Origin of the sequence: Rhizobium sp. N122 (assembly GCF_002211295.1) — a bacterium.
GTDB lineage: Bacteria > Pseudomonadota > Alphaproteobacteria > Rhizobiales > Rhizobiaceae > Rhizobium.
The window spans coordinates 1-13,145 of record NZ_LOKU01000064.1; the positions used below are offsets into that span (position 1 = coordinate 1).

Annotated in this window: 11 protein-coding genes, 1 pseudogene and 1 riboswitch; of the genes and pseudogenes, 4 read left to right on the top strand and 8 right to left on the bottom strand. The window is 63.7% G+C overall.

Annotated elements, in window-relative coordinates:
• Window positions 1–313: 313 nt before the first annotated feature.
• The 6 genes from ATY75_RS29270 to ATY75_RS29295 form a co-directional block, all read right to left on the bottom strand.
• Window positions 314–877 (bottom strand): hypothetical protein, encoded by a 564-nt coding sequence (locus ATY75_RS29270; protein WP_088940170.1) that lies wholly within the window; start codon window positions 875–877, stop codon window positions 314–316.
• A gap of 71 nt (window positions 878–948) precedes the next feature.
• Complete coding sequence (locus ATY75_RS29275) at window positions 949–1,713, bottom strand: ABC transporter ATP-binding protein (RefSeq protein WP_065092406.1); 765 nt, start codon at window positions 1,711–1,713, stop codon at window positions 949–951.
• Window positions 1,710–2,741, bottom strand: a complete 1,032-nt coding sequence (locus ATY75_RS29280; RefSeq protein WP_190241448.1) for an iron ABC transporter permease — start codon at window positions 2,739–2,741, stop codon at window positions 1,710–1,712. Before ATY75_RS29280 ends, ATY75_RS29275 begins: the two co-directional genes overlap by 4 nt.
• A gap of 5 nt (window positions 2,742–2,746) precedes the next feature.
• Window positions 2,747–3,763: an ABC transporter substrate-binding protein gene (locus ATY75_RS29285; RefSeq protein ID WP_088940172.1), complete on the bottom strand. Its 1,017-nt coding sequence runs from the start codon at window positions 3,761–3,763 to the stop codon at window positions 2,747–2,749.
• Window positions 3,764–3,934: 171 nt separating this feature from the next.
• Window positions 3,935–4,191: riboswitch (cobalamin riboswitch) on the bottom strand.
• 465 nt (window positions 4,192–4,656) lie between these two features.
• Window positions 4,657–5,937 (bottom strand): bifunctional sulfur transferase/dioxygenase Blh, encoded by a 1,281-nt coding sequence (blh, locus tag ATY75_RS29290; protein WP_088940177.1) that lies wholly within the window; start codon window positions 5,935–5,937, stop codon window positions 4,657–4,659.
• A 163-nt stretch (window positions 5,938–6,100) separates the two neighbouring features.
• Entirely contained in the window at window positions 6,101–6,469 is a 369-nt protein-coding gene (locus ATY75_RS29295) for a DsrE family protein (RefSeq protein ID WP_064839197.1), read from the bottom strand.
• A 66-nt stretch (window positions 6,470–6,535) separates the two neighbouring features.
• On the opposite strand from ATY75_RS29295, the gene ATY75_RS29300 reads away from it, so the two are divergent.
• Window positions 6,536–7,531: an AraC family transcriptional regulator gene (locus ATY75_RS29300; protein ID WP_088940173.1), complete on the top strand. Its 996-nt coding sequence runs from the start codon at window positions 6,536–6,538 to the stop codon at window positions 7,529–7,531.
• 295 nt (window positions 7,532–7,826) lie between these two features.
• Window positions 7,827–8,357, top strand: coding sequence for a 2'-5' RNA ligase family protein (locus ATY75_RS29305; protein ID WP_088940174.1), 531 nt, complete (start codon window positions 7,827–7,829; stop codon window positions 8,355–8,357).
• Between the two features lie 303 nt (window positions 8,358–8,660).
• Here ATY75_RS29305 and ilvB read toward each other — a convergent pair whose 3' ends face one another.
• Together ilvB and ATY75_RS35340 are read right to left on the bottom strand one after the other, a co-directional pair.
• Complete coding sequence (ilvB, locus tag ATY75_RS29310; RefSeq protein WP_190241449.1) at window positions 8,661–10,307, bottom strand: biosynthetic-type acetolactate synthase large subunit; 1,647 nt, start codon at window positions 10,305–10,307, stop codon at window positions 8,661–8,663.
• A 345-nt stretch (window positions 10,308–10,652) separates the two neighbouring features.
• Window positions 10,653–11,105, bottom strand: coding sequence for a hypothetical protein (locus tag ATY75_RS35340; RefSeq protein WP_088940176.1), 453 nt, complete (start codon window positions 11,103–11,105; stop codon window positions 10,653–10,655).
• Window positions 11,106–11,368: 263 nt separating this feature from the next.
• Between ATY75_RS35340 and ftsZ the strand changes: the two genes are divergently transcribed.
• Both ftsZ and ATY75_RS29330 read left to right on the top strand, forming a co-directional pair.
• Window positions 11,369–12,391 (top strand): cell division protein FtsZ, encoded by a 1,023-nt coding sequence (gene ftsZ, locus ATY75_RS29325; RefSeq protein ID WP_065092412.1) that lies wholly within the window; start codon window positions 11,369–11,371, stop codon window positions 12,389–12,391.
• A 425-nt stretch (window positions 12,392–12,816) separates the two neighbouring features.
• Window positions 12,817–13,145 (top strand): annotated as a pseudogene (locus ATY75_RS29330) (IS5/IS1182 family transposase); the annotation flags it as partial.

Consider the following 13,145-nt stretch of genomic DNA (forward strand, 5'->3'; position numbering starts at 1 on the left):
TGTCACCACCCAGACACCAACACGCGACCATCCGAACGCAGCGCGCAATCGCCTGACGCTCGACTGCATCGGCCAGCCAAGATCGGCCAAAAACGCGCCAGATTCAAAAGCTTCACAAGCTCTGAGGCGCGTAACCCGCAGGGCGAAGCCTCGAAGGACACGCCGCAGCGCTGCTCCTTGCGTCGGCGCACCCGCCTCGCCCTTCGAGGCCCCTTCGGGGCGCCTCAGGATGAGGCTCTCTTGGGCCTTCGAGGCTTCCAGCGACGCCTTAATTTGGATTCGTACTCGCGCCGATCGCCCGAAATTGCGCAGCCTAAGGCAACGCCGGTCCCGGCTGGCTTGCAACGAGCGCACGGCCGGCTGCCGCGCCGGCGTGAAGGCAGACAAGACCGATCGCGGCCAGAGAATTGATCAGCAGGACATTCGCCACGACCGACGCCGAAAATGCGCCCTCGCCTGACGGAAGCACCGCCGTTGCGGCAAAGAGCACGCCTTCGTAGGCAACGAAGCCGGCCAGGAAGGCGCCGGCCGCGGTGACGGTCAGGCCGGCCGCAAAACGAAGCACTCCGAGCGCTGCCGCCAGGGAGGCGAACGCCGCAAGACCGATCGCCAGCCCCCAGGCATGGCTGTCCCAAGTCTGGGGATAGCCGAGCAGGATATATCCGACCATCTGGTTGGCGAGCCAGGCCAGCAAAACAGCCGTCACCGCCATCTGCCGGGGAAGAATGACCGCCGATACCGCCGCCAAGGCCACGAAGGGCGTAACGCAGGCAAAAATCAGGCTGAGAGCGACGCTCGCGCCTGAAATGATGGCAACCCAGGCGACAGCGAAGCCGGGGACGACGGGGCGCAGGGGAAACTGATTTCGTTCGAGCATCTCGAAACTCCGTTCGACCGGGCGCAAGCGCCCTCGGAAATCATACGCCAGTCCAGGAAAAAGGCCATTCCTCAATCCAGGACATATTGGATGTGGTGCCGCCCATGCACGGCCGATTTCTGGACATGGGCGCGAACGCCGAAAACCCTGCCGATCATATCCTCTGTCAGCACCTCCTCCGGCGCGCCCGCGGCGACGACCTCGCCCTTCTGAAGCACCGCCAGACTATCGCAGAACATTGCCGCCAGGTTGAGGTCGTGCAGCGCGACGATGCAGGTGATGCCGAGCTTCGAGATCAGCCGGAGAATGTCGAGCTGGTGCTGGATATCGAGATGATTGGTCGGCTCGTCGAGCAGCAGCTCGCCCGGCGCCTGCGCCAGCGACCGCGCAATATGGACACGCTGGCGCTCGCCGCCGGACAGTGTCTGCCAGAGCTGGCCCGCCCGCTCCCGCATGTCGACCCGTAACAAGGCCTCGTCGACGGCGGCATCGTCCTCCGCGCCCCAGGGCGACAGCAGCCCGCGATGCGGCGTGCGGCCGAGCCGCACCACGTCGCGCGCAGTCAGCTGCGTCTCGGTCGTCGACTGCTGCTCGACGAAGGCGATGCGCCGTGCAAGGGCGGCACGCGACAGCGAAGCGATATCGTCTTCGCCCAGCCGGATGACGCCGCTGCGGACCTTGCGCAGCCGGCAGATCAGCCGCAGCAGGCTCGATTTGCCGGAGCCGTTCGGTCCGAGCAGGCCGAGCACCTTGCCCTTTGCCACCGTCAAGCTGACGCCGTTGACGATGACCGTGTCGCCGGCGGCAAAACTCACCGCGTCGATCGTAATGCTCATGCGCTCCTCCGCACGCGATAGAGGATGACGGCGAAGGCCGGCGCGCCGAAGAGCGCCGTGACGACGCCGATCGGCAGGACTTGCTGCGGGATGATGATGCGCGAGACGATATCGGCGCCGACCATGTAGATCGCGCCGACCAGTGCTGTTGCTGGCAGCAGCCGCCGATGGCCCGGCCCGACGAGAAACCGGGCGGCATGCGGAATGACCAGGCCGACGAAGCCGATCGAGCCGACCATGCTGACGACACTTGCCGTCATCGCCGCCGTCAGGCCGAACAGCAGGATCTGGACGCGGCGCACGGCAATGCCGAGCGAGGCCGCGGCATCCGTGCCGAAGGCGAAGGCGTCGAGCGCCCGGACATGGGCCATGCAGATGACGAAGCCGGCAAGCGCGATCGGCACCGAGAGATAGACATCCGGCCAGCGCACGCCGCTGAGAGAACCCAGAAGCCAGAACAGGATGCCGCGCGCCTGCTCGGCATTGGCCGAGGTCGTCACCATATAAGAAGTCAGCGCATTGAAGAGCTGCGAGCCGGCGACGCCGCACAGGATGATGCGCTCGCCGGTTCCCCCTGCCCCCGTCGCCAGGAAGCCGACCAGCAGAAAGGCGACGACCGCGCCGATGAAGGCGCCGCTCGACAGGCCGAGAACACCGTAGCCGAAGCCGAGGATCATCACGCAGACCGCTCCCGTCGAAGCGCCGGCGGAGATGCCGAGCACATAGGGTTCGGCCAGCGGATTGCGCAGCAGCGCCTGCAGCACGGCGCCGCAGAGCGAGAGCGACGCGCCGGCGCTGGCCGCGACGAGGGCCCGGCTCAGCCGATAATCCCAGACGATACCCTGGTGAATGCGGCTGAGTTCGAACTGCGTGCCGAACAACCGGTTGGAGACCGCCTCCGCCGTCGTCGCCAGCGGGATCGCGATCTCACCGATGGAAACGGCAAGGCTGATCATCAATCCGAGAAGGAGGAAGGCAGCAATGGTGAGCGCGCCAAGCGCCCACCATCCCTGCCGCCCGGCCGACATTGCCTTCACTGCGACAGGCCGAAGGACTTGATGCCCTCCGCCAATGTCTCGATGCCGTCGATCGTGCGGATCGTCGGGTTCATCGATTGCGCATCCATCATCACGAAGTGCCTGTTCTTGACCGCATCCAGTTCTTTGGTGACAGGATCGTTCTCGAGGAAATCGATCTTCACCTTGGGATCGTCGGCGGCGTAGCGGCGCCGATCCATGGTCGCGAGCACGATGACGGCGGGGTTCGCCTGCGCGATGGTTTCCCAGCCGACCAGCGGCCATTCCTCCTCGGTGGTGACGACGTTTTTCGCGCCGATCGTCTTCAGTATATAGGCCGGAGCACTGTTCTTGCCGGCGATGAAGGCGTCGCCATTGACCTCCTTGCTGGAGAACCAGAAGACGACGGGCAGGTTCTTGCCCGATGCGCCCGCTATCGAGGCGACGGCATCGGCCTCGCGCGTCTTCAATTCAGCGATCAGCGCATCGCCGCGCGCCGTCACGTCGAAAATTTCAGAGAGTTCGGCGATTTCGCGATAGATCAGCTCCATCGTGAACAACTCCCCACGCACGCCGTCGCCGCCATCGGTGTTGACCTTGGCGACGCAATCGGCCGGCGAAAGATAGGTGTTGATCCCGAGATCCTGGAACTGCTCCCGCTTGCCGACCGAGCCCTGCGCACCGACATGCCATTCGAACTCGGCCGCCACCAGGTCTGGCTCCTGCCCGACGACGGATTCGAAGCTCGGATCATTGTCGGCGAGACGCTTTATCCTGCTGTTGGCCTCGGCATATTGCGGCAGCACGGGACCGACCCAGACGGCCGTGCCGGCGATCTTGTCGGCAAGGCCGAGCGAGAAAAGAATTTCGGTCATGCCCTGGCCGATCGAAACGATCTTCGACGGCGCCTTCTGGAAGGTCACCTGCTCACCGCAATTGGCGATGGTCAAAGGATATTGGGTGGCGGCAAGGCTCGGTGCCGCAAGGCCGATCAGCCCGAAGGCAAATGTCATGGTGGCGAGAATCTGGCGCATGAAAACCTCGATTGAAGGAAAAGGCACGGTTATGCCGCACGCGCGGCCGAACGCACGCTGATACGTGTGCTAACCGCAGGAGGCCCAATCGAGACGGATGCATGCCGAAATTCGGCGAAGGTTCAGAAGGTCAATCATGTCTGTTCCTTGTCCGGGCATCCCCGCCCGGTTGATTGGATCGTGATTGACGGCAGGTCTCCTGGCTTGCGGATATAAGTCGTTCATCCGCCTTCCCGCGATATCTCGCAGTGGTCGGGCCATAAGCCCTTCAGAAATGACCAATCGCTGGCCACACCTGAGATGATCGACAATCCGCTTACAGTTGCGGGGGCAGCCACGGTCTCGGTCCCTTACTGGGTCGTCCTCACCGTGTTCCCTATTAATCCCCTTGGAGTCATCTTCAGGGAACCGTCGCCCCCAGTTACGTCGCCTGCCAGCACGACGTCAATGATTATTGCGGAGGATTGGGGTTGGGTGAGCGAAAAATGGATACGGACCGTCGGAGCGCTGTTGCCGGTATAATGCCAGCATCCTCACCCCCAGGATGGGGCTCTCTTAAGCATCCTCCCATTCCCACTGTCGTGGGCGCGGCATCCAGCAACCTCCCTCACGCTGAGCTGCGCAGCCCGAAAGGGCGAAGCCTCGAAGCGCGCCGCAACGCTGCTCCTTGCCAAAAACGCATCCCGCTCTGCGAATGGAGCACCCGCCTCGTCTTTCGAGGCTTCAGCCTTCGGCTTCCGCACCTCAAGATGAGGCTCTCTTGAGCGTCGACACAAGATCCTCCCGTTCCCGCCGTCGTGGGTGCGGCACCCTCCGACCTCCCTCATGCTGAGGCGCGCAGCCCGCGAGGGCGAAGCCTCGAAGCACGCGCCGCAACGCTGCTCCCTGCGTTCCTACAAGGCATCCAGCGGGATCTTCAGATACCGCCGCCCATTTCCCTCCGGCTCCGGCAATCTGCCTCCCCGAATATTCACCTGCAGCGCGTGCAGCATCAGCTTCGGTTTCGGCAGCGTGCGGTCGCGCGCCTGGCGTAGCGCCACGAAGCCGGCCTCGTCGATGCCTGATATATGCGGATTACCGCTTTTCTGGGCGGCTATCGTGCTTTCCCAGCGCGGGTGACGGCCGCCGGGCTGATAGTCGTGGCCAGAAAAGAGCCGGGTCTCCTCGGGCAGCGACAGGATGGCCTGGATCGAGTGCCAGAGGGCACTGGCGCTGCCGCCGGGAAAATCGGTGCGCGCCGTGCCCGAATCCGGCGTGAACACGGTGTCATGCACGAAGGCGGCGTCACCGATCACATACGTCACCGAGGCAAGGGTATGGCCGGGCGAGAACATCACACGGGCTTTGAGCCCGCCAATCTCGAACGTGTCGCCATCGGTAAACAGCCGGTCCCATTGCGAACCGTCGGTTTCGAGTGCCGGCCAGTTGTAGATTTCCTTCCAGAGCACCTGCACGTCGGTGACATGGGCGCCGATCGCCGTCGGCGCGCCGGTCTTTCCTTTGAGATAGTACGCGGCGGAGAAATGATCGGCATGCGGATGCGTGTCGAGGATCCACTCGACCGTCAACCCTTCGCTGTCGATATGAGCAAGGATGGCGTCGGCATTGGTCGTTCCGGTCGCGCCCGCCATCTCGTCGAAATCGCGCACCGGGTCGATGATGGCGCAACGTTTCGTCACCGGGTCGGCGACGACATATTGCACACTGCAAGTGCGCGGCTCGAAGAAGGCCTTCACCTCAGCCGCCTGCCCTGCCCGCTTTTCCAGCCAGCGGCGCGCGCCGGCAAGATCGAAGCCGAGGTTTTGACCGAAGGCCTCGACATCCCCCGGCGGCATCCGCCCGTCGAGCACCTCTCCCAGCACATAGAGCGTCAGCGCCCGCGTGCCGCTCTTGCAATGAGCGACGACCGGCCCCTTCACCTGCGTCATCGCCGTCTGGAAGGCGCGGATATCGGCCTCGGTGATCTCGGCCCCTTTCACCGGCACGAAGCTGTAGTCGAGCCCCGCGGCGGCGGCGGACGCCTTTTCCGCCGCATTGCCGGGCTGCCCCGGCTCCTCGCCATCCGGCCGGGCGTTGATGACGCCGGCAAAGCCGCCTGCCGCAAATGCGGCAAAGCCGGCGGCATCGGGCTGCCCCGCCACCGATATCAGTTCATTGACCCTCACGGATATCATCGAAGCCCCCGCGCCGCCTGCATCATGCAGCATCGCACGTATATCGATACAATCTCACGACTATATCGCCGAGCGCAAGAATAGTCGCTACACACTTCTTCGCGCCTGCCGCGGGCCGGCAAATACAGACGCAAGACGATCCTCGCCCGGCGAGTGCAGCCCGTTAAAACGATAGCGTCGCTGCGCCCTGTTTGATCTCGGCATGCATGGCGCTGGCGCCGACGATAACGACGCCGTCGAGCATGTCTTCCTGCGTATAACCGCGTGCGGTGACGCAGGGCGGGCAAGCCCAGATCGTGCCGCCGCGCTGCTGGAAATTCTCGATAAGCGTCGACAGCGGATCGAGCGGCGGTATATGCGTCATGCGCTGACCGCCCTTGCGCACAAGGTCGATCCCGGTGCTGGTGAGGAACACCGAGACCTTCAGCCCGGCGGTGATGCCGCCATTGGCAATTGTGAAGGCGACGGAGGATAGTTCGGATTCGATCCCCTTGGTGACGAGCACGACCAGTTTGTCGCTTGGCGTTTGCATAGTATTCTCCCTGTTGCAGTGACCTGTTCACCATAGGAGGATGCGCGGGGCGCGTATTTGGCCGGAATGCGTGAAGCCTTGTCCGAAAATCCAGACGCGGCGGGTGTCGCGCGCGACGACGTGCTGTCGGCGCTGCTGTCGACGATCCGCCTGTCCGGATCGCTGCAGTTCTGCTTCATGCCGACTGGCGACTGGCAGACCGACGCTGCACCGTCGCTGGCAGGCCTTTCGGCGAAGGCCTCGGGCACGATGCCGTTTCACATTGTCGTCGCCGGCAATTGCTGGCTGAAAACCGAAGGTGAAGCGACCGATCTCGAGACGGGCGACGTGCTGGTCTTTCCCTTTGGCACCGGGCATCAACTCGGCGCCGGAAGCGACGGCATGCTGGTGCTGCCGACCCGCGACCTGCCGCAAAAGCCGTGGCGCGAAATCCCCGTGCTTCGTTATGGCGAGGCGGTGCAGGGGGTACGGCTGCTCTGCGGCTATCTGCAGTGGGAGGGGCTCAGCTTTGCGCCGCTGCGCCAGGCGTTGCCCAGGCTGATCCATGTCAGGACCCGAGCCGCCAATGATGGCGACTGGCTGCGCGCCACCATCCGCCAGATGGTCGACGAGGTCGATCGGCCGCGCGCCGGCGGCGTCTCGATGCTGCCGCGGCTGACCGAAATCATCTTCATCGAAATTCTGCGCCATCAGATCATGATGGCCGAACCGCGATCGGTCGGCTGGCTGGCAGCGCTCGCCGACCCGGCGCTGTCGCGCTGTCTCTCCCTTATTCACGACGAGCCCAGACGCGACTGGTCGCTGGAACACCTGGCCGCCGCCGCCGGCCTGTCGCGCAGCGCGCTCGCCGATCGCTTCCAGTCGATACTCTCGACCTCACCGATCCGCTATATCAGGGACTGGCGGCTCTATCTTGCAAGTGTCGCGCTCGCCTCCTCTGGCCGACCAATCGCAGCGATCGCCGATGACGCCGGCTACGCCACCGAAGCCGCCTTCAACCGCGCCTTCTCCCGCGCCTTCGCCACCCCGCCGGCCGCCTGGCGGGCGATGGCGCGGGAATAGAGCGAGAGGGCCGTCAGACATCGCATCAATGGCATTCACCTAGTCGGTAAAAGCTGAGCATCCCGCCCCTCGCCGCAGCCGGCGCCAACACCCAAGAGAGCCTCATCCTGAGGTGCCCCGCAGGGCCTCGAAGGACGAGGCGGGCGCTCAGCATAGCGGCAAAGATTGATGCAAGGAACAGCGTTGCGCCGTGCCCTTCGAGGCTCTGCCCTGCCCGTGTGATCCATTCCCGCGGCTCGACATCGGCACGATATCAGCTTAGATTTCAGGCGGATGGACCGGACACCGCTCGCGAATGCCTTATGGGATCAGCCTCAAATGTCTGAACGAGACTGCCTCCCCGGTTTTCAAGCTCTGGGATGAAGCCGCGGCACTCGAAGAGACGGCTTCAATGCGTGCTTTGAACTATCCTCCGCATCTCACCCTCGCCGTCTATCAAGAACTTGCATCCGATCGGTTGGCCAAGGCGCTTGAGAGCGTTTTCTGCACGCGGTCGACCGTGACCGTGAACTTTTCGGGTATCGGTTATTTCGAGAACGAGTTTCTCGTCTTATGGGCGCGGCCGATCGTGGACGACACGCTTTTCCTTCTGCACGCGGCATTGCACCAAGAGATCGATCCCGCATACTGTCATGTGCACTATCGGCCCGGCAGCTGGGTGCCTCACTGCACCATCGCCGCAAAAGTGCCGAAGCCGAAATCAGAGGCCGCGATCGACTGGGCGAACAAAAACCGGATCCAATTCTCGGTAAATTTCGATGCCGCGGATTGTGTCCGGTTTCCGCCTGTGGAGATATTGAGCGAGATCGCATTGACGCCGGAATGACGGCTGAAGGCGCAAGCCGGCCTGCTTGATACGGCCGCTTCCGGCGGTCGATGTATACCTTACGATTGCTGAGCGGTTTAGCGGGCCGCAGCTAACCGGGCCCCATGCAGAGTGTAGCCGTGTGGCCTCGCAGAACCTCTCGATGAGACAAGCGCGACCTCCCTCCCCCCTCATCCTGAGGTGCCCCGAAGGGGCCTCGAAGGACGAGGGTGGCCACTGGCGGTTCATCTGGCGATGGATGTGGTCATAAGCGCCGAGCCACCTGCCCTCCTCCTTCGAGGCTACGGCCTTGGCCTGCGCATCTCAGCATGAGAGCTGATCGCTGTGCCACGGTGCGTCATGCCAGTGGGCGCTGTCGGCAACAAAGCAGTCGAACAGAACAGGCCTGTCCACCGCGATCATCTCCAGGATTGCATCATCGAGTTCGGCCGGCCACTTGCAGCGAATACCGTGTCCGCCATAGGCTTCCGCAAGTTTCACGAAATCCGGGTTTGCGTGCTGCCGCTGCCGAGCCGTTCCCTCATCGCCGCCGTTGAGAATGAAGATCTTGATCGGCGCGTTGTGCTGCACGGCGGCCGACATTTCCTTCATGGTCATCTGCACCGAGGCGTCGCCGGCTATATCGATAACGAGGCTGCCGGGATTGGCGATCTGCACGCCGAGGGCGGCGGGCAGCCCGTATCCCATCGTCCCCAAGCCGCCTGATATGATCCAGCGGTTCGGCTGCTCGAAGTCGTAATGCTGCGCCGCCCAGATCTGATGCCGGCCGACCTCCGTCGTGATGTAAGTATCCCGATCCTTCGTCAGCTCGTAAAGCCGCTCGATGGCATATTGCGGCATGATGACGTCCTCGCGCATCGCATAGGAAAACGATCGCCGTGCCCGCCAGCCCGCAATCATGCGCCACCACGCGGCCAATCTCGCCCGGTCCGGCGCCCGCGGCAGCGCCCGCCAGAGACGAACGAGCTCGGCAAGCACGCCCCCCGCATCGCCCCGGATACCGATATCGGCGCGCAAGGCCTTGTTGAGCGAGGCAGAATCGATATCGATCTGAATCTTCTGGGAATGCGGTGAGAAACCATCGACGCTGGCGGCAAGCCCGCCGTCGAAGCGCGCCCCGATGCAGAGCATGAGGTCGCAGTCCTGAATCGCCATGTTGGCCTCATGGGAGCCGTGAAGCCCCGCCATCTTCAGCCAGTTCGGGCTGGAGGCAGGATAGGCGCCGAGCCCCATCAGCGTCGACGTGAGGGGAAAGCCGGTGAGATCGGTGAGCTCGCGCAGCCGTTTTACCGCTTCCGGGCCGGAATTGATGACGCCGCCGCCCACGCAGATAACCGGCCTGCGTGCCGTCGCCATCAGAGCGATCGCAGCCTCGATCTCGCCAATGGCGCAGCAGCCGTCCGGCTGGTAGCTCGGTCTCGGCGCGACAGCCTCAGGCGGCATGTAACGGCCGCTCGCAAACAGCACGTCCTTTGGCATGTCGACCAGAACAGGCCCGGGCCGGCCTGACCCGGCGATGCGAAAGGCCTCGTGGATAACAGCCGCGAGGTCGTTGACGTCGCCGACCAGCCGATTGTGTTTCGTGCAGGCTCGGGTGATGCCGACGGTATCGCATTCCTGAAACGCATCGGACCCGATCAGCGTCGTCGGGACCTGGCCGGCCAGGCAGACGAGCGGCACGGAATCCATCAAGGCATTCTGAAGAGGCGTGATCGCATTGGTGACGCCGGGGCCGGAGGTCACCAGCATGACGCCGACCTTGCCCGTCGAGCGGGCATATCCCTCGGCGGCATGACCGGCTCCCTGTTCATGGCGAACCAGAATGTGGCGGATGTCTTGCTGCTGGAAAAGCTCGTCGTAGATCGGCAGCACGGCAGCGCCGGGATAGCCGAATATATGCGTGACGCCATTGTCTCTCAGCGCCTGGAGAACGATTTCCGCGCCGGTCATCTGCGGGCGCGGGGTGTCGATGGAATGACGGGATCTCATGGTTCCGTTCCTTGATCAGTGTGACGATGTCTGGAAAGTCCGACGAGGCCGCGCCCGGATTCAGGGCATAAAAAAAGGCCCCGTCAGGAGCCTGCTTACCGCGCATGGGTGCTTTCGCCGGATGGTTACACCATCCTGCCCATGCGCCCGATCACCACTGCCAAAGCCATTGCGATTTTCATGGCGTCACAGCTAAAGGCAAATCGGCTCGTCGTCAATGCTGCCGCAGGAGGCGACGCCGCCCGCGGGCAAACGCCGGGCGGTCGCATCATCGTCCAGCATCCGGGCATGCCGGGATGTTCAAGGTCAGTCCTGGCCTTGAAGACGGTCCATGACCTGGAGCAGCAGATCGGCACAGGCCTTCATCGGTTCGTCCTCGGCGCATTTCAGATCAATCCGGGTGTCCCCGTCTTCGATCCGGAAATGGGCGGCCTTGGACGGCGGCGGCAGGCGATGACCGCGGAAACCACGGAAGCCCCTGTCGCCGCGGAAACCCCTGTCCTCACGGAAACCCATATCGCCCCTCGATCCATGCCACCGGTCATCGGGGCGATCTCCTGGCCGAGCATCCGGCTCGCCCGTCATCCGGTCGTCATTACCGGGAGCTGGCGGGTTCGGTGGCGGAGGCGGCGATGGTGGCGAGGCTGGGTCGGCCGCTGCGGGCGGAGTCTCGGCCGATGGCGGAGCCGGCGGTTGCTGGGCGAAGGCAGTGCCGGCCAGGGCTGCAAGAGCAAGGCCTGAGAGGAGAAGTCTTTGCATGGGAAGTTCCTTTCCCGGAATTGAGAAGCACGTCAGTAAACACCGCAGCGCGGCTTTGGTTCATGCCCCGTCGGCTCGTGAACGAAATCAGCAAGGCCATGGCCAGCATCCCGACCCAGGATCCCGACGAGGGCGGCGATCACAGGTGTCGCGCCCCGAAACGTCTTTCGCCTCGCCTCCGCCTTGTTGGGCGGCTATCCTGTCCGCCGATTCGCTATCCGCAACGAGGGCGTGGCGTGAACGAAGCATCAAAGGAGAGCGCGATGACGGACGCCAAGGGCGGCATTTCGGGACTGCGGCCGCACATTACTGTGATCGGCGTCGGCGGTGGTGGTGGCAATGCGATCAACAATATGATCGCGGAAAACCTGGCAGGCGTCGAATTCGTCGCCGCAAACACGGACGCTCAGGTGCTCGCCACCTCCAAGGCCTCGCGCCGCATCCAGCTCGGCGCCAATGTGACCGAGGGCCTCGGCGCCGGCTCCCTGCCGGAGGTAGGCCATGCGGCGGCTGAGGAATCGATCGACGAGATCATGGATCACCTGGCCGGCTCGCACATGTGCTTCGTTACCGCCGGCATGGGCGGCGGAACGGGCACGGGCGCTGCACCCGTCATCGCGCGGGCCGCGCGTGCCGCCGGCATCCTGACGGTCGGCGTCGTCACCAAACCCTTTACCTTCGAAGGCAACCGCCGCATGAGAATGGCGGAAATCGGCATCGAGGCGCTTCGCCAGGCGGCCGATACGGTCATCGTTATCCCCAACCAGAACCTCTTCCGCATCGCCGATGCGAAAACCACTTTCGCCGATGCCTTTATGACGGCCGACCGCGTGCTCTATGCCGGCGTTGGCTGCATCACCGACCTGATTGTCAAGGAAGGCCTGATCAATCTCGATTTTGCCGATGTGAAGTCGGTCATGCGCGGCATGGGCCGCGCCATGATGGGCACTGGCGAAGCCTCGGGTGAAAGCCGCGCGATGAAGGCGGCGGAGGCGGCCATTGCCAACCCGCTTCTCGACGATATCTCGATGAAGGGCGCCAGGGGCGTGCTGATCTCGATCTCCGGCGGCTCGGATATGACTCTGTTCGAAGTCGACGAAGCGGCAAGCCGCATTCGCGACGAAGTACAGGACGACGCCGATATCGTCGTCGGCGCGATCTTCGACCGCAGCCTTGACGGCAGGTTCCGCGTCTCGGTCGTGGCGACCGGCCTGGAAGGCAGCGCCGTGCCCGCCTCCGCCTCTCAGCCGGCCATAGAGCAGATCCAGACGCGCACGCTGCAATAGCGCCGCCGTATCGTGGCTAAACGTCTGACCGGCCGAAACCCGGTCAGACGAAGAGCATGTCCGAGACATCCCAAACACGGAGATTTCGATGGTCTGCCTGCTTGGGGTGTAGAGAGCATCCGCTGCGGAATCATAGACAACGTTCGAGATGAATCGTCTCCGTTTGAGAGTGTCTCGAAGGACGAGGCAGGCGTGCCAACGCTCAGTGCCTGCAAGAAGCAACGCTGCGGCGCATGCTTCGAGGCTCCGCCCTCACGGGCTGCGCACCTCAGCATGAGGGGCGTTAGTGGATGCCGCGCCCGCAATAGCGACAGTCGGAGGATGCACGCCAACGCTCAAGAGAGTCTCATCCTGAGAGCCTGTGAATGTTTGGTAGCGGAGGCGATTGGATTGTGATTCTGTTGGGTCGTTGATTTGCTTGGGGGATGATGGTGGGCGACGACCTGTTCGAAGGATTGCCGGTGCATGGAGCGCGGCGAAGTGCTCAGGTGGGACGCGGAGCGGCGCGCATGCGTGAGCCGGTGCGCGATCAGATCGAGTTGCGTGCCGTCGATATCGACAGCTTGATCGGCCAGGATCATGCGGTGCGGGTCATTTGGAACTATGTCGAGGGACTGGATCTGAGCACGCTCGAAGATCGGATCAAGGCGCGTGAGCACCGGCCAGGCCATCCACCGATTTCGCCACGGCTTTTGCTGGCGCTGTGGCTCTATGCCAGCAGCGACGGCGTCGGCAGCGCGCGGGCGCTGGAACG